Origin of the sequence: Methylobacterium sp. 092160098-2 (genome assembly GCF_028920805.1) — a bacterium.
Lineage (GTDB): Bacteria > Pseudomonadota > Alphaproteobacteria > Rhizobiales > Beijerinckiaceae > Methylobacterium > Methylobacterium fujisawaense.
Map to the genome: position 1 here is coordinate 661,743 of NZ_JAQPZJ010000003.1, position 20,756 is coordinate 682,498.

Annotated in this window: 24 protein-coding genes; 14 read left to right on the forward strand and 10 right to left on the reverse strand. The window is 70.8% G+C overall.

Annotation, left to right across the window (positions count from 1 at the left end; genetic code table 11):
* Positions 1–93 precede the first annotated feature (93 nt).
* Genes hpxZ through PQI07_RS35405 form a run of 3 tightly spaced genes read right to left on the reverse strand, consistent with a single transcriptional unit; the run spans position 94 to position 2,065 of the window.
* On the reverse strand, positions 94–477 hold the full coding sequence (gene hpxZ / locus PQI07_RS35395; protein ID WP_043351400.1) for an oxalurate catabolism protein HpxZ: 384 nt from the start codon (positions 475–477) through the stop codon (positions 94–96).
* Positions 477–1,874 (reverse strand): AtzE family amidohydrolase, encoded by a 1,398-nt coding sequence (locus tag PQI07_RS35400; protein ID WP_274929142.1) that lies wholly within the window; start codon positions 1,872–1,874, stop codon positions 477–479. The genes hpxZ and PQI07_RS35400 overlap by 1 nt, the downstream gene beginning before the upstream one ends.
* Positions 1,871–2,065 carry an AtzG-like protein gene (locus tag PQI07_RS35405; RefSeq protein WP_274929143.1) on the reverse strand — a complete coding sequence of 65 codons (195 nt, stop codon included), beginning with the start codon at positions 2,063–2,065 and terminating at the stop codon, positions 1,871–1,873. Before PQI07_RS35405 ends, PQI07_RS35400 begins: the two co-directional genes overlap by 4 nt.
* An 829-nt stretch (positions 2,066–2,894) precedes the next feature.
* On the opposite strand from PQI07_RS35405, the gene PQI07_RS35410 reads away from it, so the two are divergent.
* From PQI07_RS35410 to PQI07_RS35420, 3 genes are all read left to right on the forward strand, one after another.
* Complete coding sequence (locus PQI07_RS35410) at positions 2,895–3,275, forward strand: DUF6481 family protein (RefSeq protein ID WP_043351405.1); 381 nt, start codon at positions 2,895–2,897, stop codon at positions 3,273–3,275.
* Positions 3,276–3,443: 168 nt separating this feature from the next.
* Positions 3,444–3,737 (forward strand): hypothetical protein, encoded by a 294-nt coding sequence (locus PQI07_RS35415; RefSeq protein WP_274929144.1) that lies wholly within the window; start codon positions 3,444–3,446, stop codon positions 3,735–3,737.
* 109 nt (positions 3,738–3,846) lie between these two features.
* A complete protein-coding gene (locus tag PQI07_RS35420; protein WP_274929145.1) occupies positions 3,847–4,134 on the forward strand; it encodes a hypothetical protein in 288 nt (95 codons plus the stop codon).
* Positions 4,135–4,149: 15 nt separating this feature from the next.
* Here PQI07_RS35420 and PQI07_RS35425 read toward each other — a convergent pair whose 3' ends face one another.
* From PQI07_RS35425 to PQI07_RS35440, 4 genes are all read right to left on the reverse strand, one after another.
* On the reverse strand, positions 4,150–4,356 hold the full coding sequence (locus PQI07_RS35425) for a hypothetical protein (RefSeq protein WP_043351410.1): 207 nt from the start codon (positions 4,354–4,356) through the stop codon (positions 4,150–4,152).
* A gap of 190 nt (positions 4,357–4,546) precedes the next feature.
* A complete protein-coding gene (locus PQI07_RS35430; protein WP_053609976.1) occupies positions 4,547–5,212 on the reverse strand; it encodes an HAD family hydrolase in 666 nt (221 codons plus the stop codon).
* A 169-nt stretch (positions 5,213–5,381) separates the two neighbouring features.
* Positions 5,382–5,819, reverse strand: coding sequence for a DUF2934 domain-containing protein (locus tag PQI07_RS35435; protein WP_274929146.1), 438 nt, complete (start codon positions 5,817–5,819; stop codon positions 5,382–5,384).
* A 121-nt stretch (positions 5,820–5,940) separates the two neighbouring features.
* Positions 5,941–6,399 (reverse strand): atp-dependent helicase, encoded by a 459-nt coding sequence (locus tag PQI07_RS35440; RefSeq protein WP_335633064.1) that lies wholly within the window; start codon positions 6,397–6,399, stop codon positions 5,941–5,943.
* 186 nt (positions 6,400–6,585) lie between these two features.
* Here PQI07_RS35440 and PQI07_RS35445 point away from each other — a divergent pair, with 186 nt between their 5' ends.
* From PQI07_RS35445 to PQI07_RS35460, 4 genes are all read left to right on the forward strand, one after another.
* A complete protein-coding gene (locus PQI07_RS35445) occupies positions 6,586–7,152 on the forward strand; it encodes a NifU family protein (protein ID WP_043345741.1) in 567 nt (188 codons plus the stop codon).
* A gap of 355 nt (positions 7,153–7,507) precedes the next feature.
* Positions 7,508–8,182, forward strand: a complete 675-nt coding sequence (tsaB, locus tag PQI07_RS35450; RefSeq protein ID WP_043760775.1) for a tRNA (adenosine(37)-N6)-threonylcarbamoyltransferase complex dimerization subunit type 1 TsaB — start codon at positions 7,508–7,510, stop codon at positions 8,180–8,182.
* Entirely contained in the window at positions 8,179–8,694 is a 516-nt protein-coding gene (locus tag PQI07_RS35455; RefSeq protein ID WP_043345740.1) for a GNAT family N-acetyltransferase, read from the forward strand. Before tsaB ends, PQI07_RS35455 begins: the two co-directional genes overlap by 4 nt.
* Before the next feature lie 4 nt (positions 8,695–8,698).
* Positions 8,699–9,568 carry a lysophospholipid acyltransferase family protein gene (locus tag PQI07_RS35460; protein ID WP_274929147.1) on the forward strand — a complete coding sequence of 290 codons (870 nt, stop codon included), beginning with the start codon at positions 8,699–8,701 and terminating at the stop codon, positions 9,566–9,568.
* 123 nt (positions 9,569–9,691) lie between these two features.
* Here the strand turns inward: PQI07_RS35460 and PQI07_RS35465 are convergent, their stop codons facing one another.
* Positions 9,692–9,973 carry a pentapeptide MXKDX repeat protein gene (locus tag PQI07_RS35465; RefSeq protein WP_274929148.1) on the reverse strand — a complete coding sequence of 94 codons (282 nt, stop codon included), beginning with the start codon at positions 9,971–9,973 and terminating at the stop codon, positions 9,692–9,694.
* A 262-nt stretch (positions 9,974–10,235) separates the two neighbouring features.
* Between PQI07_RS35465 and PQI07_RS35470 the strand changes: the two genes are divergently transcribed.
* From PQI07_RS35470 to PQI07_RS35500, 7 genes are all read left to right on the forward strand, one after another.
* Positions 10,236–11,972, forward strand: coding sequence for an L-lactate permease (locus PQI07_RS35470; protein ID WP_043345728.1), 1,737 nt, complete (start codon positions 10,236–10,238; stop codon positions 11,970–11,972).
* 167 nt (positions 11,973–12,139) lie between these two features.
* Positions 12,140–13,477: a tRNA (N6-isopentenyl adenosine(37)-C2)-methylthiotransferase MiaB gene (miaB, locus tag PQI07_RS35475; RefSeq protein WP_043383929.1), complete on the forward strand. Its 1,338-nt coding sequence runs from the start codon at positions 12,140–12,142 to the stop codon at positions 13,475–13,477.
* Positions 13,478–13,514: 37 nt separating this feature from the next.
* Entirely contained in the window at positions 13,515–14,621 is a 1,107-nt protein-coding gene (locus PQI07_RS35480; protein ID WP_043345723.1) for a PhoH family protein, read from the forward strand.
* Positions 14,622–14,623: 2 nt separating this feature from the next.
* A complete protein-coding gene (gene ybeY, locus PQI07_RS35485; RefSeq protein WP_043383933.1) occupies positions 14,624–15,103 on the forward strand; it encodes an rRNA maturation RNase YbeY in 480 nt (159 codons plus the stop codon).
* A 36-nt stretch (positions 15,104–15,139) separates the two neighbouring features.
* On the forward strand, positions 15,140–16,273 hold the full coding sequence (locus PQI07_RS35490) for a hemolysin family protein (protein ID WP_043345718.1): 1,134 nt from the start codon (positions 15,140–15,142) through the stop codon (positions 16,271–16,273).
* Positions 16,274–16,337: 64 nt separating this feature from the next.
* A complete protein-coding gene (gene lnt / locus PQI07_RS35495) occupies positions 16,338–17,993 on the forward strand; it encodes an apolipoprotein N-acyltransferase (RefSeq protein WP_274929149.1) in 1,656 nt (551 codons plus the stop codon).
* A complete protein-coding gene (locus PQI07_RS35500; RefSeq protein ID WP_182591957.1) occupies positions 17,990–19,234 on the forward strand; it encodes an MFS transporter in 1,245 nt (414 codons plus the stop codon). The genes lnt and PQI07_RS35500 overlap by 4 nt, the downstream gene beginning before the upstream one ends.
* On the opposite strand, the gene PQI07_RS35505 is transcribed toward PQI07_RS35500, so the two are convergent.
* Both PQI07_RS35505 and PQI07_RS35510 read right to left on the reverse strand, forming a co-directional pair.
* On the reverse strand, positions 19,186–19,662 hold the full coding sequence (locus tag PQI07_RS35505; RefSeq protein ID WP_274929150.1) for a cupin domain-containing protein: 477 nt from the start codon (positions 19,660–19,662) through the stop codon (positions 19,186–19,188). The genes PQI07_RS35500 and PQI07_RS35505 overlap by 49 nt on opposite strands.
* Positions 19,663–19,747: 85 nt before the next feature.
* Positions 19,748–20,756 (reverse strand): catalase (locus PQI07_RS35510; RefSeq protein WP_274929151.1); only part of this gene is annotated, 1,009 nt, incomplete at its 5' end.

The following is a 20,756-nucleotide window of genomic DNA, read 5'->3' on the forward strand; positions in this document are numbered from 1 at the left end:
ACGTTGGCCCGAGCCTGAGGGCCCGGGATACGCTCGACCTTATGCAAGCCTGCGGCCAGACGGATCGTCCTGCATGCAGGGAGCGTGTCGTGGCTATTGCGCGTCGATCAGGCTCACATGGGCGGCGACCACCCGCCAGCCTTCGGGGAAGCGCGCCCAGGTCTGGCTCTGGCGGCCGATCTTGCCCGGCGCGCTGGCGCGGGCGAACAGCGTCATCGCGGTGGCGAAGTCGCGCCCGTAGGTGGTGATCTGCGTCTGCGCCAGCGTGCGCTCCAGGCCCACCGGCGAGCGGGCCCGGCGGAAGGCGCGGATCGCGTCCATGCCGTAGAGATTCTCGCCGATGCCGTAGCGGATGGTCAGCGGATCGTCCCGGAACAGGGCCTCGAGGGTCGGGACGTCGTTGGTCGTCAGTGCCGTCTCGTAGGCCCGGAACGCGGCCTCGACCTCGGCTTTCACGGCGGGATCGTCGATGATCATCAGGCAAGCTCCGCGATCGGCGCCGTGCTGACGCCGGTTCGTTCGAGGTGACGCGCCACGCGCAGGACGAGATCCTCGCGCCAGGGCGCGGCGATCACCTGGACCCCCAGGGGCAATCCGGCGTCCAGCCGGATCGGTGCCGCCACCACCGGCAGGCCGATGAACGAGATCGGCTGCGTGAACACGCCGATATTGGCGCGCACCGGCAGCGTGACGCCGTCGAGGACGAAGTGCGTCTGTCCGCCCTTCGGCGCCCGGCAGGGCGTGGCCGGGGCCAGGATCACGTCGACGGTCTCGAACAGCTCCAGTACGCGCGCCCGGTACCAGCGGCGGAACCGCTGCGCCCGCTCCACATGGGGGGCCGGGATCATGGCCCCGGCGATCAACCGGTCCCGCACCGCCGGATCGAAATCCTGCGGGCGCGTCCGCAGGCGGTCGAGGTGCAGCGTCGCGCCCTCCGCGGCGGTGATCAGGTAGGCGGCCGCGCGGGCGCGGTGCGCTTCCGGCAACTCGACCGTGCCGCGCGCACCCAGGACCTCGGCGGCGCGCGCCACCGCCGCGAAGGCGTCCGGGTCGCCGCCGCGCGCGAAATGGCCGCCAGCCACCGCGATGCGCAGGCCATCGATCCCCGCATCGAGATGCGGAAGGACCGGCTCCGCCGGCCGGAGCGTCGCCACCGGATCGTCCGGATCGGGGCCCTGCATCACGTCGTAGGCGAGCGCGAGGTCGGTCACGCTCCGGGCCAGGGGCCCGAGATGATCGAGGCTCCCCACGAAAGGGAAGCTGCCCGCGCGGGTCAGCCGGCCGTAGGTCGGCTTGAGGCCGAAGCAGCCGCAGAAGGCGGCGGGGACGCGGATCGATCCGTTGGTGTCCGAGCCCAGCGTCAGGGGCACCATGCCGGCGGCGAGGGCCGCGCCTGAGCCGCCGGACGAGCCGCCGGTCATGTGATCGAGGGCGTGCGGATTGTGGGCGTCGCCGTCGTGGACGTTCTCGCCTGTGAAGTCGTAGGCGTATTCGCCCATGTTGAGGGCGCCCACGAGGATGGCTCCCGCCGCCTCCAGGCGCCGCAACAGGGCACCGTCCCGCTCGGCCGGAGGCCGCTCGCGATTGATCTTCGATCCGGCGCGGGTGGGCAGGCCCGCGATGTCGATCAGGTTCTTCACCGCGAACGGCACGCCGGTCAGCGGTCCCGGCTTCGCTCCGCCGCTCAGCGCGGCATCCTGGGCGTCGGCTCTGGCCAGGGCGCGGGCAGCCACCACGTCGGTGAAGGCGCCGACACGGCCGCCCAGCCGCTCGATCCGGTCGAGAGCCGCCGTGACGACCTGCCGTGCGGTGGTGTGGCCGTCGGTGATGGCCGCGGCGACCGCGACGGCCGTCGAAAGCTCGTATGCGCTCACGCTTCGAACCTCGGCGCCGCATCGATCTCGTCGGCGAGGGGGAACGCCTCCACCAACGCGGCCGCCGCGGCCAGGACACGGAGATTGGCCGTGATCGGTCCCATCCAGGCGGGATCGAGTTGGAGGCCGAGCAGCGCTGCCGTGACGGCAGCATAGGTCTCGGGATCGTAGGGCGGGCACGTCTCGGGCATCGCTGCTTTCGGTGTGATGTCGATTCAGGCAGGTCTCGCGGGGGAAGCAGGCCTTGTGCCGCGCAGGCCGCGATAGGACTGCCGATCGGCATCCGATTGTGCCTAAATGTTGAGCATATCGCCGAACGTGACGCGGCATCCGCGGGCGGCGGGGTCAGTTGCCCGCGCTTTGGGCGCCGCGTTGTAAGCAGGACCGGGATTTGGGCGCGCCCGGTCTCCGGTCGAGGCGGCTTCGGCGGCCGTTGAACGTGGCCGGCTAGCCAAGACCTCCTATAGACTGCCGATTTTGCAGGTCTGCTTTGCGATCGAAGAATGCTCCGCCCGGAAGCAAGACGGCGCACCTATAGCCTGAGACGGCGTCGCCCGGGCCCGGCTGTCCATGTGTCGGTGGATTGCGAACGTTCAATCCTTGTTCTCAGCGCGCACGCGACCTACCTACACCATCCGCAGTCAGACCTGCAGGACGACGGGAGCCGCACGCGGGCGTGCCGACCTTGCGGCTCGGCCCTCGGCTTGAGGTTTTTCCGCATCGCCGGACGAAACTCTTACAGAGACGGCGTGGATTGTCGCTTTGTCGCCCGCCTGCGCAGGTTCCGACGATTGCATCGTGCGGGGAGCTCTGGTTAAGGGCTCTGCGATCTTCGAAACAATGGTTCGACCCGAGCGTTCAGACGCACGCCGAGCGTTCGGGTCGGACCATCGGTACAGCCGATGGATCGGTGCGGTTCCGGGGCGCGGGGACGGCGTTGGAACCGGCAGACTCCGTACGTGCCCGGCCCCGCCGGATGTCCCCGCGACACGCGAGACGTACCCAACTGAGAAAGGTCAGATGAGCGCATTCGACTACAGGAATTTCGACGACCGTCGTCAGAACTCCCAGAACGCCAAGGCCGCCTTGCTGGCCAAGTTCAAGGCCCGTCCGCCGGCCGATGATCCGGAGGTGATCGCCAAGGCGAAGGCCCGCGCGGAGATCGCCAAGGCCCGCGAGGAGCGTTCCCGCGAGCGTGAGGCGGCCCGGATCGCCGCCGAGCGGCAGGCCGCCGAAGAGAAGCGTCAGCGGGAGGAGGCGGAACTCGCCGCCCAGCTCGCCCGCGAGGCCGCCGAGTTGGCCGCGGCGCAGGAGCGCAAGTCGGCCGAACTGGCTGCCAAGAAGGCCCAGCGCGATGCGCGCTACGCGGCCCGCAAGGCAAAGGTCAAGACCAAGCGCTGAACGCGCACCGACGGCTCCTTCGCGCCACGGAAACCGAAGACGTCCGCCCGCCAGGCGGGCGTCTTCGCGTTTTGGGGCATGCCGGCTCGGCAACCGCTGCGTGTGCCCGCGCGTTGGGGCCGGTCGAACCCGCGACGTCCTCGCTCGGCGGGCGCAGCCGAGGTCGCGATGCAATCCTGGACGAGACTGGCCCTCATCATCGGCGCTCTGCCGATCCTCCTCGCCGCCGAACAGGGGCACGCGCAGGATTCGGAGACGGTGACCGCCTGCGAGACGCTGATCTCCGCACGCCGGATCGATGCTGCCGCGGGTGCCGAGCGTCAAGGGCTTGGGGAGACCGGTTGCCGCCGCATCCCGCGCAGCGCCATCGGCGCCGTCGAGCAACGGGCCTTGATCGGCGGGGCGCCTTACGAGTGCATGAGTGTTGCCGATGCGGGGCGGTGTCTCTGGGTTGTCCCGTAAGCCGGGCACGCCCTCGTTTTTCGGTCAGGCCAGCACTCTGACGAAGCTTCACGGCTCAGCAAGACGCGCTATTTCTCACGTCTTGAGCGTGTGAGCCCTGAACATCAGTATGCCGCGTATCCTCGAAAGCACCCGCGTGTCGATGTTCGCCGCGGTCTGGATCGCATCGGCGCTGAGCTGTGGAACGGCCCGCGCAGAGCCTCCGATTCGGAGCCCCGAGGATGCGGCATGCCGCCTTGAGGCCCGCGCCAAGGTGTTCTCCACGCCGAACCCTCAGGGTTTGGAACTCGAAGAGATCGGGCGGCGAATCTATTTCGCCTGCATGAAGCGCGTCGCACAGGTGACCGCGCCGGCGGCCCGGCGCGGTGGTCGGCGGCATCACAGCCGACGCCGCTGAGCGGCGGCGGCGCTGTCAGGCGTCGAGCGGCGCGCCGATCCGCGCGCGGAGGCGGAGACGCAGGGCCTCGTTGCCACCCTCGGCATCGAGCGCGGCCATCAGGCGCAGCAAATGGCTGAGCGGGGTCGAACGACACGCAACGGCGTCGGCGATCTGCTCCGGCAGGGACTTGGCGGCCGGAACGTAGCGCGGTGCCGGGCCGGCCTGATGAGTCTGGGGCATGCGAGGCGCTCGTCCTTCGAAAGAGTCCAGATTGGCGGGCGGGTCGCTACGCCTTTCGATCGACGGACACCAGCCCCTTTCGCGCGATTACGTAGCCGGCATCAGTCTCCGTCACCGTGGGGCAACAGCGCGGCGGTAAAGTGTGGACGACTCGGGCTGAGAGTCCGAATCGGCTTGCCCGATCGCGATTTCAGGTGCCGGCCAGCGGCGAGGACGCGAACCCGGCGAGCAGGTCCTGGGGATCTCGATAGATCGCCACGCAGCCCGCAGCGGTCAGATCCGCTTCCGGGAAGCCGCCGCAGAGTAGGCCGATCGTGGGCAGCCCCGCCTTTGCAGCGGCCTCGGCATCGTAGGGCGTGTCGCCGACGACGTGCGCCGCGTCCGGCGCCACGCCGTCGAGCTTCCGCAAGGCGGCCTGGAAGATGTCAGGATGCGGCTTCGAGCGGTCGGCATCGTCCGCACTGGTGGCGACGTCCACGAGATCGCCGATCCCGAGGATCTCGGTGTAGCGATCCACCTCGGTACGCTTACCGGACGAGGCCAGGGCGATGGTCAGGCCGGCCTCGTGGATGCGCTCGAACAGCGGGCGGACACCGGGGAAGGGCCGCACATCCGGCAGGTAGCGCCGCTTGAACAGGTCCGAGCGGTACGCCTCGATCGCTTCGCCCTCGCGCCTGATCCGCTCTTGCGACAGGAAGACGGGCATCAACTCGTCGCCGCCCTTGCCGATCTGTCGCCGCACTTCCGCCGGGTCGGTCGTCACGCCGAAATGTGCGAAGGCCTCCACCCAGGCGCGGGCATGCAGATCGACGCTGTCGAGCAGCGTTCCGTCGATGTCGAAAATCGCCGCGCGCATCGCGAGCCCCCTCGCGGTGCCCGGCGCCCGCGTTCGGCCGGACAACCGGGCCGGGGCCAGCCTGTTCCGCGAGGCCGGATTCGCGGAGCCGGATGCTTAAACGACGGAAGCCCGCCTCCCCTCGGGAAGCGGGCTCCTGAAACGTCATCGGCGCGGCGGCGCCGGCCCGTCAGTGCATCGAGGCTGCGGTCCGGGCAGGCTTCGCCTTGGCGGCGAGGCCGGCGGTCACCGCCGCCTTGGACGCGCGAACGGTCTTCGGGGCCACCGGCTTCGCGGCGGCCTTCACGGCCGCGGGCTTGGCAGCGGTCGGCTTGGCGGAGGCCGACTTCGTGGTCGCAGGCTTGGCGTCCGCAGACTTGGCGTCCGCAGACTTGGCGGCCGCGGGCTTGGCCGAAGCGGTCTTCGCAGCGGCGGTCTTCGCAGCGGCGGCCTTGGTGGCCTTCGGAGCTTCGACCGTCTTGGAGGCGACGCCGGCCGCCAGCATCGCGTTGGCGCGCAGCTCGGCTTCGGCGCGGATCCAGTGGGCGGCCGCATGGCCGTGAATCCGGCCCTCGTTCTCCCAGATGTAGTAGGCGCATTCGCGCACCTGGTGCTCGCTGATCAGCATGCAGTCGATCTCCTGTCCGTCCCGGGATCGACGATGGGAGAGCCAGGTTAAGCGTCGGTTAACCCTGCCCGCCGGGGCCGGGAGCCGGACGCGGCCCGCTCCGAGCGAACGTGCGCGCGGCCTATTCGGCGATCCCGAGCACCCGCCGCGCCTCGGTCAGGAGTACCGCGTGGCGAGCCGCACCCGGTCCCTGATCCGGCGCCTCGCGTCCGGCCCGGGCGATCATCTCCTGGAACCGGCGCCGGTCGAGGGCGCGCTGGCCGATGCTCGCGAGGACGGCCGACAGCACGGTCCGGACCGCCTCGGTGCGCTCGTCGGCCATCGCCACGGCTTCGGCCGACGCGGTGTTCTCCCGCGCCGCGTCCTGCTCGGTGGCCGCCTTCGTGCGCGCCTCCGCGTCTTCGAGCGCGGCCGCCAGGCGCCGCCCGTCCTGCCAGGCCTGGTCGTGCTGATGGGTGCGCAACGCCAGCAGCACCTTGAGCGACGCCGCCTCCGTCCGCGCGGCTTCCAGCTTGATCTGTGTCTCGCGCAGATCCTTCAGCAATTCCTGCGCGAGGGTCTGGTCCGCGGTCACGTCCACTGCCGGCTCCTCTGGCATCCCGATTCCGCCCGTCCTGTCGCGCCGCTGCAGGAATGTCCACTCTCGTCGATGGGCGCGGACGCCACGACCGGTTGAGAAAATCCGCTTGCCGGTCCACATGGAAGGCGGTGCCTCGCGGCGCCTGTCCCGGCCGGCCTTGAACCGGCGCAGCGGAGTGATCCCACCATGTTCATCCAGACCGAAGCCACGCCGAACCCGGCCACCCTGAAGTTCCTGCCCGGCCGTGTCGTCCTTCCGGAATCGACCTTCGAGGCGCGGGATCCCGAGGCCGCCGCCCGCTCGCCCCTGGCTGCGGCGCTGTTCACCGTCCCGGGTGTGGCGGGCGTCTATTTCGGGCACGACTTCATCTCCGTGACCAAGGCCGAGGACGGCTCGGAGTGGGCGCAGGTGAAGCCGGCGGTGCTCGGTGCGATCATGGAGCACTTCCAGTCCGGCGTGCCCGTGATGGCCGAGGGCAGCCACGGCGAGATCGAGCCCAGCGACGAGTTCTACGACGAGGCCGACCACGACACCGTCGTGACCATCAAGGACCTGCTCGAGACCCGGGTGCGCCCGGCGGTGGCGGGCGACGGCGGCGACATCACCTTCCGCGGCTACAAGGAGGGCGTGGTCTACCTGGAAATGAAGGGCGCCTGCTCGGGCTGTCCGTCCTCCACGGCGACCCTGCGGCACGGCGTGCAGAACCTGTTCCGGCACTTCCTGCCGGAGATCCGCGAAGTCCAGGCGATCTGACGATCCGTTTCCGCGGTATAGCTCGAGGATCCTGCCGGCCGGCATCGCCCTCGAGCTTTCCCAAGGCCGTCGACGCCGCGTCTCAAGCGGGTGACGCGCGTCGTCGCCGGCGCCAGAGGGCGTGATCCGTGCCGCGGCCGCGCGCCGAGCGAAGGCGTCCGACCTTGGTGCGGCCTTGGGGCCTCCCAGTGTGCAGGCCGAGCGGCGCAAGCCGGCAACACTCGACCGCCGAAGAGCCGGCTCGGTCTCCCCCGCCGCTGACGAAGCGGCGGTTTTGCTCTAACGCTTGAGACTCTTCGCGTCCGTCGTGACGCAGGAGGAAGCGGCCGGTTCGGACCGTCCTGTGGGAGTGAGCGTGCGTATCCTGGCCATCGACACAGCGCTGGACACCTGCGCCGCCTGCGTCATGGCGGAGGAATCCGAGGCGCCCCTCGCCGCCGAGGCGCTGCCGATGGCGCGCGGCCACGCGGAATCCCTGCTGCCGCTGATCGAGCGGGTCATCGCCCGGGTCGAGGGCGGATTTGAGGCGATCGACCGCGTCGCCGTGACGGTCGGGCCGGGCAGCTACACCGGGCTGCGGGTCGGCCTGTCGGCGGCCCGGGCCATCGGACTCGCCACCGGAAAGCCGGTCGTCGGCGTCGGCACCCTCTCGGCTCTCCTCGCTCCCCTCCTGGCGGAGACCGTCGAGGGCACGATCGCGGCGGTGATCGATGCCCGCCACGGCGCCGTCTACGTCCAGGCCCTCGGTCCCGGCGACGGCCTCGCCCCCGCGCACCTCGCCGTCGAGGCGGCGGCCGAGCAGCTGGGTTCCGGCCCGGTGGTGCTCACGGGCTCCGGTGCACCGATGCTGGCCACGGCGCTCGCCGAACGCGGCGTCGCGGCGCGCGTCGCCAACGTCTCCGGCCCGGATATCGCGTCGGTGGCCTCCCTCGGTCTCGTCGCAGACCCGGCGCAGGCGCTGGCGCGGCCTCTCTACCTGCGCGGGCCGGATGCCCGGCCGCAGGATCATGCGCGGATCGCACGGCGATGACCCGCCCGCTGCCTTTCTGGCCCTTCGACTGGTGGTTCGCGTGGTGGGACGCGCTGACCCCGGAGCCTTACGTCGCCCCTCTCCGCGACGCGGCGCAGGCCCCTGCCCTCGCCCGGCTCCACGCGACCGCCTTCGCGCGCCCCTGGGAGGCCCACGAATTCGAGCGCATGCTCTGCGAGCGTTCGACCCAGGCGCACGCCCTTTGGCGTGCAGGCACGCTCCACGGCTTCGTGCTCTCGCGCCGGGCGGCCGACGAGGCCGAGATTCTGACGGTGGTCCTGTCCCCGGCGCTGCGCGGCGGCGGCCACAGCCGCAAGCTGCTCCGCGAGCACCTGTCGAGCCTCGCCCTCGCCGGGGTCGCCCGGGTGCATCTGGAGGTCGACGAGGGCAACGCCCCCGCCCTGCGGCTCTATGCGCGCCATGGCTTCCGACAGGTGGGCTCGCGCACCGGCTACTATCTCAAAGCCGACGGCAGCCGTGCGACTGCGCTGACGATGAGCGCCGATCTGTGACGCCGTGAGCCGCCTCGGTATCGCTTGGCGCGTCGCGGCTCTCGGCCTCGCCTTCGCGGTGCTGGGGCCTCCGCACTGGATCGCCCTGCGGCTGCTGCGTCGCCGCGCGGCCCTGGCGCCGGTCCTGTTCCACCGCGTTTTCCTGCGCCTGTTCGGGGTGCGGGTCATGCAGAGCGGAACACCCCCTGCCCCCGGCGAGGCGGCCCTGGTGCTCGCCAATCACGTCTCGTGGCTGGATATCATCGCGGTGGGGTCGCTGCGGCCGCTCTCCTTCGTGGCGAAGTCCGAGATCGCCGGCTGGCCGCTGATCGGCGCCCTCGCGGGGCTGCAGCGGACGATCTACATCGACCGGCAGCGGCGCGGGGCAACCGCCACCGTCAGCACCGCCATGGGCCATCGGCTGGCCGAAGGGGAGCTCGTCGTTCTGTTCGCGGAGGGGACCACCGGCGACGGAACCCGGCTCCTGCCGTTCCGCTCCTCCCTGGTCGGCGCAGCCCGGGCGGCATTGCAAGCCGAGGCCGGGCGCGGCCGGGTCCGCCTCCAGCCGCTGGCCATCACCTATCCCCGTCGCAACGGCCTGCCGGTGACGCGGGCCGAGCGCGCTGAGATCGCCTGGTACGGGGACATGGAGTTGGCCCCCCACCTCGCCGCCTTCGTGCAGGGCGGCCCCATCGACGTGCACGTCGTCTGGGGGGCGCCGATCGTCTTCGAGGCGACAACCGACCGGAAGGCCGCCACGGCCGCCGCGGAGGCCGAGGTGCGCGCGGCCCTGCGGGGCATCGGCGCGGGCGGCGACGGGGCCGCGCCCGCGCCGAATGTCCGGCCAGCGGCCAGCGACCGCGGCCTCCAGGGTCAGGAGATTGCGACGGTCTGAGCGGAGCCGTTCGACCGCGGGCTCGGCAGGTGGTCCCCGGCGCCGCGGTCGTGGTTAGCGCGGTTCGAGACGCGCGACGGATCTGCCGATCCCGGCCGGTCTCCGCCGCGCGTCTGCCGTGCTCTACCGCTTCGGTGCGTCACTCCGGCTCATCGGCCCCTTGTCCATGGCATCGGTCTTTCCCATGGGAGCCGACTTTTCCATGGCTCCCTTATGCATGGAGTCCTTGGCCATGCTGTCCTTGGCCATGCTGTCCTTGGCCATGGAATTCTTGCTCATCGCATCCTTGTTCATGGTCTCCGCTACGGCCGGAGCCGCGGCCAGCGCGGCGGCGAAGAAGGCGGCGGAGAGCTGTAACCCGTTGCGCATGTCGAAACCTCGCGAACTGTGCTGATCGTGCAGCACATCCGGACGTTCGGCCGTCTTCGGCCCGCGGTTACGGGCCTGCAGAAAACGTTCGTCGAGCGAGTGTGTTAGCGCCCGAACAGGCCCGTTCCGGCGTCGGACGCGCGCCGACGTCAGGCTGGATGCGAGATCTTGGGGCCGCAGATCTCCGAAGATCGAGAGGCACGACCCTGGAATACATGATGCAGCGCATTGAGCGGGTCGAACCCGTCTGCTAGCTAGGCCGCAACCCGGAACAGTCGGGATTTGTGGAGGACGCCCGTTGCAAACCTGGAATCAGGTTTACGATCCGTTCGGGAGCGCTTGGCTCTCGACGCTCGCCGCTTCAGTGCCGGTCATCGCACTGCTCGCCATGATCGCCAGCGGGCGCGTGAAGGCCCATATCGCGGCCGTCATCGCCCTCGGCCTCGCCATGCTGGTGGCCATCGTCGGCTTCGGCATGCCGACCGATCTCGCCAGCCGGGCGGCCATCCTCGGGATGGTCACGGGCTTCTTCCCGATCGGCTGGATCATCCTCAACGTCATCTTCCTCTACCGCCTGACGGTGGAGAAGGGCTGGTTCGCGATCCTGCAGCAATCGGTGGCCGGCATCACGGCCGACCGGCGCCTGCAGCTCTTGCTGGTGGCCTTCGCGTTCGGCGCCTTCTTCGAGGGCGCGGGCGGCTTCGGCACCCCGGTCGCCGTCACCGGCGCGATCCTGATCGGCCTCGGCTTCTCGCCGCTCGCCGCTTCGGGCCTGTCGCTCATCGCCAACACCGCGCCGGTGGCCTTCGGGGCGCTCGGCGCGCCGATCCAGGGACTCGCCTCGGTGACCGGCTACCCGCCGGAGATCCTCGGCGCGATGATCGGCCGGCAGCTGCCGCTGTTCTCGCTGATCGTGCCGTTCTGGCTGATCTGGGTGTTCGCGGGCTTCCGCGGCATGATCCGGGTGTGGCCGCCGATCCTGGTCTGCGGCGCCTCCTTCGCGGTCGCGCAGTTCCTGATCTCGAACTACGTCAATCCCTGGATCGTCGATATCGGCGCCTCGATCGCCTCGATGCTGGCCCTGGTCCTGTTCCTGAAGGTCTGGCAGCCCCGCGAGATCTGGACGTCGCCGGCGCTGCGCGGGCACGATCCGTCGCTCGCCGTGGCCGGCCCGCGCCCCGTGGCGCTCGGCGCCGGCGTGCCCGGCACGCCCCCGGTCCATATCGGCGCACGCACGGCGTCCCAGGGCGATATCCTCTGGGCCTGGGTGCCGTGGGTCATCCTGTCCGTGGTCGTCGCCATCTGGGGAACCGGCTGGTTCAAGGGCATCGTCAACCCGATCTTCACCTGGAAGTACGAGGTGCCGGGCCTGCACAACGTGATCATGAAGGTGCCCCCGGTGGTGTCCAAGCCGGTGCCCGAGGGCGCGGTCTTCCTGTTCACCTACATGTCCTACACCGGCACGGGCGTGCTGATCGCCGCGATCATCTCCGGCCTGATCATGCGGTTCTCGCCGGTGCGCCTCGTGACGGCGTATTTCGAGACCATCTGGGCCTTGCGGTACTCGCTGATCACGATCTCGGCGATGCTCGCGCTCGGCGTCCTCACCCGCTACGCGGGCGTCGATGCGACCCTCGGCCTCGCCTTCGCCGGAACCGGCATCCTCTACCCGTTCTTCGGGACGCTCCTCGGCTGGCTCGGCGTGGCGCTCACCGGGTCGGACACGGCCTCGAACGTGCTGTTCGGCGGCCTCCAGAGGATCACGGCCGAGCAGCTCGGCCTGTCCGGCGTGCTGATGGCGGCGGCGAACTCGTCCGGCGGCGTCATGGGCAAGATGATCGACGCCCAGTCGATCGTCGTCGCCTCCACGGCCACGGGCTATTTCGGCCAGGAAGGCAAGATCCTGCGCTTCGTGTTCTGGCACTCGATCGCGCTCGCCTGCCTGGTCGGCCTGTTCGTGATGCTGCAGGCCTACGTGCCCTTCTTCCAGCAGATGGTCATCGACCTGCCCGCCGCCGCGCCGGCTGCCCACTGAGGCCGGCGGAGGAATCCTCCGCCGCACCGTTGCACCGGCCGCCTTCGGGCGGCCGGTCGCGTTTTGGCGCCGCGACGGGCCGCGCGATCCGTGCTACAGGCCACGCGCCGGCCCGCGTCGCGGGACGGGCGTGGGGATGGAAGCGGATTGGTTCAGGACGGCGCGCGTTGAAGAAGGCCTACGTCAAATCCTACGGTTGCCAGATGAACGCCTACGATGCGGCCCGCATGGCCGACGTCCTGGGCGCCGAGGGCTACACGGCGACCGACTCGGTCGAGGACGCGGATGTCGTGGTCCTCAACACCTGCCATATCCGCGAGAAGGCTGCCGAGAAGGTCTATTCCGAACTCGGGCGGCTGCGCGTCCTGAAGGGTGAGCGGAAGGCGAAAGGCCTCGACACCCGCATCGTCGTGGCCGGCTGCGTCGCCCAGGCCGAGGGCGCCGAGATCCAGGCGCGGCAGCCCGCTGTCGACGTGGTGGTCGGGCCGCAGAGCTATCACCGCCTGCCCGATCTCCTGACACGGTCCCGCGAGCGCCGCGTCGTCGACACCGAATTTCCCGTCGAGGACAAGTTCGACCACCTGCCCCGTCGGCGGACCCTCGGGGCCTCGGCCTTCCTGACCGTGCAGGAGGGCTGCGACAAATTCTGCGCTTTCTGCGTGGTGCCCTACACCCGGGGTGCGGAGGTCTCGCGGTCCGTGGCGGCCGTGCTCGCCGAGGCCGAGAAGCTCGCCGAAGGGGGCGTGCGCGAGATCACCCTCATCGGTCAGAACGTCAACGCCTATCACGGCGACGGGCCCGACGGCGCGCCCGTGGGTCTTGCCGCGCTGGTGCGGGCGGTGGCCAGCATCCCCGGCATCGCGCGGATCCGCTACACGACGAGCCATCCGAACGACTTCGACGAGGCCCTGATCCGGGCCCATGCCGAGGTGCCGGCCCTGATGCCCTACTTGCACCTGCCGGTGCAGTCGGGGTCGGACCGGATCCTCGCCGCCATGAACCGGAAGCACACCGGCGATGCTTATCGCCGGTTGATCGACCAGATCCGGACCGTGCGGCCGGACATCGCCCTGTCCTCCGATTTCATCGTCGGCTTCCCCGGCGAGACCGATGCGGATTTCGCCGAGACTTTGCGGCTCGTGCGCGACGTCGGGTTCGAGAGCGCATTCTCGTTCAAGTACAGCCCCCGTCCCGGGACGCCGGCCGCAGACCGCACCGATCAGGTGTCTGAGGCCGTGATGGCCGCGCGGCTCGCCGAGCTGCAGGCGCTCCTCGACAGCCAGCGGCACGCCTATCAGCGGGCGGCCGAGGGCCGGGTCTTCGACGTGCTGGTGGAGAAGCCGGGACGTCACCCGGGTCAGGTCGCGGGCAAGACGCCGCACCTGCTGGCCGTCCAGTTCGACGCCGCGCCGCACCATATCGGACAGGTGGTGCCGGTGCGGATCACCGAGGCGGGCGCCAACAGCCTGTTCGGGGAACTCGTCTCGGAGGCTGCGGCGGCGTGAGGATCGGAACGGTCGGACGGATGGCGAGGATGACGGATTGAGCGCGTCGGACGGTGGGGGCGCGCGCGGCGCGCTCCGGGGTCGCGGCCCGGCGGCGCTGCCGGCCGGATCGGACGAGGCGGTCGAGGTGCCGCTGACTTTCGACGACAACCGCCTCGCGAGCCTCGTCTTCGGCCAATACGACCAGAACGTCGCCCATATCGAGCGCCGGCTGGATGTGACCGCCACGGCGCTCGGCAACCATCTCGTCATCAAGGGCCCCGCAGACGCCGTCGAGACGGCGCGGCGGGTGTTCCAGAAACTCTACGCCCGAGTGCGGACCGGCGGCAGCACCCTCAGCCTCGGCGACGTCGACGGCGCCATCCGCGAAGCCACCGCCCAGGCGACCCTGTTCCCGGCGGCGGCGATCGCCGCCGAGGCCGACACGCCGCATTTCGAGCAGATCGCAACCCGCAAGCGCGGCGCCGTGCGGGCCCGCAATCCGGCACAGGACGAGTACATCAAGCTCCTGCGCACCAATGAGCTGGTCTTCGCCGAGGGGCCCGCCGGGACCGGCAAGACCTGGCTCGCGGTCGGCCACGCCGTATCGCTCCTGGAGCAGGGCCATGCCGAGCGGCTGATCCTGTCGCGTCCGGCGGTCGAGGCCGGGGAGCGCCTGGGCTTCCTGCCCGGCGACATGCGCGAGAAGGTCGATCCCTACCTGCGGCCGATCTATGACGCCCTCTACGACTTCATGGAGGCGCGTCACGTCGACCGCGGCCTGCAGACCGGCACGATCGAGATCGCGCCGCTGGCCTTCATGCGTGGCCGCACCCTCACCAACGCCGTGGTGCTCCTCGACGAGGCGCAGAACACGACCTCCATGCAGATGAAGATGTTCCTCACCCGCCTGGGCGAGGGCTCCCGCATGATCATCACGGGCGATCCCAGCCAGATCGACTTGCCGCCGGGCCAGAAATCCGGCCTCGTGGAAGCGGTCGGCGTCCTGGACGGCGTCGAGGGGATCGGGCGCGTGCGGTTCAAGGACGTCGACGTGGTCCGCCACGACCTCGTGCGCCGGATCGTCACCGCCTACGAGCGCGCCGCCCACGGCAGCGCAGAGGCCGACCGCAATCCCAATCCCCGCCGACGGCCGCTGGCGTGAGCATGCCGCACGCGATCGATCTCGCCGTCGAGGACGCGCGTTGGGAGACGGCGATCCCGGACCTCGAAGCCCGGGTCACGCGCGCCGTGGAAGCCGGCCTCGCCATCGCCCCCGACCGGCCGGACGGACCTGTCGAGGTCAGCATCCTGCTGGCCGACGATGCCGCGGTGCAGGACCTCAACCGGACCTGGCGCGGCAAGGACAAGCCGACCAACGTCCTGTCCTTCCCCGCCGCCCCGCAGCCGGTGCATCCCGGCGTTCCGACGCCCCTCGGCGACGTGGTCCTTGCTTACGAGACCCTGGTGCGCGAAAGTGCGGAGCAGTCGAAGCCGCTCCAGAATCACCTCGCCCATCTGCTCGTCCATGGCATCCTGCATTGTCTCGGTCAGGACCACGAGATCGGCGAGGCCGAGGCCGATGCCATGGAAGCCCTTGAGGTCGCGGCTCTCGCGACGCTGGGCATCCCGGATCCCTATGCCTGAGCGCGCGACGCCCGATCGACCCCAGACCCGAGAGACATGAGCAACGATCGAAGTCGCGGCGCGGCCCTGGCCGCGCCCAGTTCCACCGAGGGTGAATCCCCGCATCGGGAGCCCTGGTACGACCGCCTGCTCCAGGCACTTCATCTCAAGCCGCGCGATTCGCTGCGCGAGGGTCTTGAGGAGGCGCTGGCGGAGCCGGATGCCGGCGAGAGCGGCCTCACGCCGCTTGAGCGTGTCATGCTCAAGAATGTCCTCGGCCTGCATAAGGTGCGCGTCGACGACGTGATGGTCCCCCGGGCCGACATCGTCGCCGTGTCGAACGACACGAGTCTCGGCGACTTGCTCAAACTGTTCCGCACGGCCGGTCATTCCCGGCTGCCGGTCTATGGCGAGACCCTCGACGACCCCCGCGGCATGGTCCACATCCGCGACCTCGTCGATCACATCGCCGCCAAGGCCGAGCCGGCCCGGCGCAGTGCCGCCGCGGTCGTGAAGCCCGCGGAGACCGTGGCCGACGGTACCGCGGATGCGGCGGCCGCACCGCGGCCGCGCCGGCCGGCTCCGCGGGTGCCGCGGGGCCTGGACCTCGGAAAGGTCGACCTGACGACGACCCTGGCGGCGACGCGCATCCAGCGGCCGGTCCTGTTCGTCCCGCCCTCCATGCCGGCGATCGACCTGCTGGTGCGCATGCAGGCGACCCGCACCCACATGGCGCTCGTCATCGACGAGTATGGCGGCACCGACGGGCTGATCTCCATCGAGGACCTGATCGAGGTCGTGGTCGGCGACATCGAGGACGAGCACGACGTCGCGGAGGACAGTTTCGTCCAGCGCGTCGACGGCGAGGGCGAGGTCTTCGTGGCCGACGCGCGCACGCCGCTGGCCGAGGTCTCCGAGGTGACGGGCGTGGACCTCGTGGCGGCGGTCGGCGAGATGGCCGAGGAGATCGATACGCTCGGCGGCATGATCGTGACGCTGGCGGGCCGCGTCCCGTCGCGGGGCGAGCTGATCGCCGGTCCGGGCGATCTCGAATTCGAGGTGCTCGACGCCGATCCGCGGCGTCTGAAGCGCCTGCGGTTCCACAAGGGCGCGGCGCGGATCGGGACCGTCGTGCCGCTCGCCCTGCCCCCGCCATCGAGCCCCCCGGTCGCCGAGACGCCGCACCCGTGACGGTCGTGGCGTGACGGGTCTGGCGGACGGTTTCGCCCGGTCGCCTGCAGCGGCCGGTGCATCCATGCGCGGGCCGATGCGGGATCCCCTGCCCGATCCGGAGCGCGCGCATGTGCCGGGCGCCGTGCTGGCGATCACGCATCTGACCGGCTGGCGCCGCCTCGGGCTGGCGTGGTTCGCGGGCGCGCTCGGCGCGCTGGCCATGCCACCCTACGGGATCCTGCCGGCCCTTGCCCTGTCCCTGACGGTCGCGGTCTGGCTGCAGGACGGGGCCGCCTCCGGGCGGACCACCCTCCGGCGGTTCTGTCCCTGCTTCCTGCTCGGATGGGCCTGGGGCTTCGGCTACCTCACCGCCGGACTCTGGTGGCTGGGCCAGGCCTTCCTGGTGGAGGCCGACGAGTTCCTCTGGGCCCTGCCCTTGGGCGTTGTCGGTCTGCCCTTCGCCCTCGGCCTGTTCTACGGCGCCGGGTTCGGCGCCGCGGGCCTGCTGTGGAGCCGGGGCGCGGCGCGGATCGCCGCCCTCGCCTTCGGGCTCGGCGCCGCCGACTGGCTGCGCGGCCACGTGTTCACGGGCTTTCCCTGGAACACCCTCGGGATGGCGCTGGCCCAGAATCTCTGGCTGATGCAATGGGCTGCCGTGATCGGGCTCTACGGCCTGTGCATCCTGGCCGTGCTCGTCTGCGCCGCACCCGCGACCCTCGCCAACGGCGGGGGGCTCCGCGGCCGGTTCGGGCCGAGCGCCGCGGCCGCCATCGTGCTCGTCGGCCTGGCGCTCTACGGGGCCGAGCGTCTCGGCCCGCCCGATCCGGTGGTGGCCGGTGTCCGGCTGCGACTCGTCCAGCCCAACCTGCCTCAGGATGCCAAGTTCAGGCCGGAGAACCGGACCGACATCGTCGACCGCTACATTGAGCTGAGCCAGCGTCCGACGGAGGCCGGAGCGCCGGAGCCGACCCACATCGTCTGGCCGGAATCCGCCTTCCCGTTCCTCATCCAGCGCGATCCCGACGCCCTGGCCAAGGTCGCGGCGGGGCTGAAGCCTGGGCAGGAGCTGATCACCGGCGCGGCCCGCGCCGAGGAGCCGCTGCCGGGCGAGCGCCTGCGCTACTTCAACGCCATCATGGTGATCGGGTCCGACGGCAAGATCTCCGACAGCTACGACAAGGTCCACCTCGTCCCGTTTGGGGAGTACCTTCCGGCGCCCCTCGACGCCGCCCTGCGGGCCGTGGGGTTGCGCCAGTTCGTGGCGATACCCGGCGGGTTCTCGGCCGGGACGCTCGCCGGGCAGCGGATCCTGACGGTTCCGGGTCTGCCGCCGGTGGCGGCGACCATCTGCTACGAAGCGATCTTCCCGGGCGCGATCCTACCGGCCGGGCGTGCTGCGCCGTCGCCGCAGCCGCCGGGACTGATCCTGAATGTCACCAACGACGCGTGGTTCGGCGACACGCCCGGTCCGCGCCAGCACCTCGCCCAGGCGCGCCTGCGCGCCGTCGAGGAGGGAATGCCCCTCGTGCGGGATGCCAACACGGGGATTTCCGCCGTGATCGATCCGCATGGCCGCATCGTCGCCCGCACCCGGCTGGACGAGGAGACGTGGCTCGACGCAGATCTGCCCGCACGCATCGTCGGCGGCACGCTCTACGGTCGGTTCGGCGATGCCGCCTTCGCGCTGATGCTCGCCGCCTGCCTCGGCGGTGCCGTGGTCGCGCGGCGGCGGCCGTGAGCGCGGAGCGCGCCACCGCGAATCGGTTGCTGCTCGGACTCGCGCTGATGCTGGTGGCGTTCAACCTGCGTCCGGCGCTCAGCACGGTCGGCCCCCTGCTGGCGACGATCCGGGACGGGACGGGCCTCGGTGCCGGGGGCGCCGCCATCCTCACCACGCTGCCGGTCCTGTGCCTGGGCATCGCCTGTGCGCTGGCCGCGCCGCTGATCCGCCGGATCGGGCCCGACCTCGCCGTGCTCGCGGGCTCGACGATCCTGGTCGCCGGCTTGGCGCTTCGCGGCCTGGGCGGTCTCGTGCCGCTCTTCGCCGGAACGGCGCTGGCCGCGATCGGGATCGGCCTCGACAACGTCCTGCTGCCGGCTCTGGTGAAGCGTGATTTCGCTGCCAGCGGCGGCCTGATGACCGGCCTCTACACGATGACCCTGTGCCTCGGCGCGGCCGCGGGCGCCGGGGCGGCGGTGCCGGTGGAGCACGCCCTCGGGGGCGGCTGGCCTTCCGCCCTGGCGATCTGGTCCCTGCCGGCGCTCGCTGCCGCCTTCGTGTGGATCCCCTTCGCCCGCCGGACGACCTCGACCGCCGCGCCCTCCGCCGGGCGGTTGCTCCGCGACCCGCTGGCGTGGTGGGTGACGGGCTTCATGGGCCTGCAATCGTCGCTCGCCTACATCCTGTTCGGCTGGCTGCCGCTGCTGCTGCAGGGCCGTGGTCTCACGCCGCTGGATGCAGGGCTTTACGCCTCGTTGACAACCCTGGTTCAGGCGCCCGGCGCGCTCCTGACCGCCATGCTGGCCGCCCGCGCCCGCGATCAGCGGGCCTGGATCGTCGCCATCCCGGGCCTCACCGCCGTGGCGTTCCTGGTCCTCGCCTTCGGCGCGGAATCCTTGCGCATTCCCGCCGCCGGCGCACTCGGCTTCGGGATCGGGGGCTGCTTCGGCCTGGGTCTCACCCTGATCGTCCTGCGCGCCGCCGACGCGGCGAGCGCCGCAGGACTCTCGGCCATGGCGCAGGGCATCGGCTATACGGGCGCCTGCCTGGGGCCGCTGGTCTTCGGCCTGGCCCATGAGGCCACGGGCGGCTGGGGCGTGCCGGGTGCCCTGTTCGTCGCCATCGCCGTCGCGGCGATCCTGATCGGTCAAGCCGCCGGCCGCGACCGCAAGGTCTGCGCGGGCGAACCCCAGGCGCGGAACATTGCGGCTCAGCCGCTGACCTCGCTCCAGGCCGCGAAACCGGCCAGCGGTTCCTGATCGTAGCGCGCCATCAGGTCGGCCATTGCCGCCCGATCCGAGAGACGCCCCGCCGCGGCCAGCCGGGCCAGCCCCTCGAAGAAGCCTTCGCGGCCCAGCGCCGGCGCGAAGCTCAGCGTGAAGCGCACCGGCCGGTCGCTGCGATTGGCGAAGGCGTGGGCAATGCCGGGCGGGATCAGCGCGAAGTCGCCCGGCCCGAGGTCGTGATCCGCGCCGTCGACATGAAGGGCGAGCCGGCCCGCCTCGACCGAGAAGGTCTCGGTCAACCGGGCGTGGCGGTGCAGCCCGGCTCCCGGCGTCCGTGGATCCATCTCGACCCGATAGACACCCATGGCGTCGGCCGTCTCGTCGCTGCGCGCCAGATAGAAGATCCGCTTGCCGCCGATGACGGCGTTCGGGCCAAGCCCTCGATGCACGACACTCGCCATCGCCGTCCCCGCCGGAGGTTCAAACAAGAACCCCGCGCGGCCGGATGACCGCGCGGGGCTTCGATGGGCGGCGGACCCGCGACGCTTACTCCGCGGCGACCCGGTGGGCCTGCGACCCGTCCGTGTAGGTCTCGGACTGCAGGCGCTTGCCGGGAGCGGCGCGCCCCGGCAGCGGCGGCAGCGCCTTGGCCTTCTCCAGGTCGATCCCGGCGCCCTCGGCGACGCGGCGGCCGTAATCCTCGTCGGCGTGCCAGAAGTGCCAGACCATCCGCAGCTGGATCGGCTCCGGGCACTGCTTCATGTCGGCGACGAGGTTGGCGATCAGGTCGTCGCGCTCCCAATCCGCGAAGGAGCGGTAGCGCACGCCGGCCTGCGTGTAGTCGTCCTCGGTGCGCGAGGTCTGGTAGCGGCCGAGATTGCCCTGGACCGGCTGGTGATAGTCCTTGGCGGGCTTCGGCGCCTCGCGCAGGCCTTCGGCCAGGGTCGAGGGCTCGTAGTTGATGTGCTTGTTCGGGCCCGTCCCGTCCACTGTGTAGGCCATCTGGCCGTCGCGCTGGTTCGAGTAGACCTTCACGCCGGGCTGCGGCGCGTTGATCGGCAGCTGGAGGTAGTTGGCCCCGACGCGGTAGCGCTGCGTGTCGGAGTAGGACAACGTCCGGCCCTGCAGCATCTTGTCGTCCGAGAAGTCGACGCCGTCGACGAGGACGCCGGTGCCGAAGGCCGACTGCTCGACCTCAGCGAAGAAGTTGTCCGGCACGCGGTCGAGCACCATCCGGCCGCAGGGCAGCAGCGGGAACTGGTCCACAGGCCACAGCTTCGTGTCGTCCAGCGGGTCGAACGACAGGTGGTCGTTCGGGCCGTCCGGCATGATCTGCACGGCGAATTCCCACTCGGGGAAGTTGCCGGCCTTGATGTTGTCGTACAGGTCGCGGGTCGCGTGGCCGACATCCTTGGCCTGGATCTCTGAGGCCTGCTGCGAGGTCAGGTTCCGGACGCCCTGCTTGGGGATCCAGTGGAACTTGCAGAGCACCGCCTCGCCCTGGTCGTTGACCAGCTTGTAGGTGTTGACGCCCGAGCCTTCCATCTCGCGGTAA

Coding starts and splice junctions, on each gene's coding strand:
- lnt (WP_274929149.1), top strand. CDS start 16,338: ATGCGCGGGCCGATGCGGGATCCCCTGCCCGATCCGGAGCGCGCGCAT.
- PQI07_RS35445 (WP_043345741.1), top strand. CDS start 6,586: ATGTTCATCCAGACCGAAGCCACGCCGAACCCGGCCACCCTGAAGTTC.
- ybeY (WP_043383933.1), top strand. CDS start 14,624: ATGCCGCACGCGATCGATCTCGCCGTCGAGGACGCGCGTTGGGAGACG.
- PQI07_RS35405 (WP_274929143.1), bottom strand. CDS start 2,065: ATGCCCGAGACGTGCCCGCCCTACGATCCCGAGACCTATGCTGCCGTC.
- PQI07_RS35425 (WP_043351410.1), bottom strand. CDS start 4,356: ATGCCCCAGACTCATCAGGCCGGCCCGGCACCGCGCTACGTTCCGGCC.
- PQI07_RS35410 (WP_043351405.1), top strand. CDS start 2,895: ATGAGCGCATTCGACTACAGGAATTTCGACGACCGTCGTCAGAACTCC.
- PQI07_RS35505 (WP_274929150.1), bottom strand. CDS start 19,662: ATGGCGAGTGTCGTGCATCGAGGGCTTGGCCCGAACGCCGTCATCGGC.
- PQI07_RS35490 (WP_043345718.1), top strand. CDS start 15,140: ATGAGCAACGATCGAAGTCGCGGCGCGGCCCTGGCCGCGCCCAGTTCC.
- PQI07_RS35420 (WP_274929145.1), top strand. CDS start 3,847: ATGCCGCGTATCCTCGAAAGCACCCGCGTGTCGATGTTCGCCGCGGTC.
- PQI07_RS35430 (WP_053609976.1), bottom strand. CDS start 5,212: ATGCGCGCGGCGATTTTCGACATCGACGGAACGCTGCTCGACAGCGTC.
- PQI07_RS35415 (WP_274929144.1), top strand. CDS start 3,444: ATGCAATCCTGGACGAGACTGGCCCTCATCATCGGCGCTCTGCCGATC.
- PQI07_RS35435 (WP_274929146.1), bottom strand. CDS start 5,819: ATGCTGATCAGCGAGCACCAGGTGCGCGAATGCGCCTACTACATCTGG.
- hpxZ (WP_043351400.1), bottom strand. CDS start 477: ATGATCATCGACGATCCCGCCGTGAAAGCCGAGGTCGAGGCCGCGTTC.
- PQI07_RS35455 (WP_043345740.1), top strand. CDS start 8,179: ATGACCCGCCCGCTGCCTTTCTGGCCCTTCGACTGGTGGTTCGCGTGG.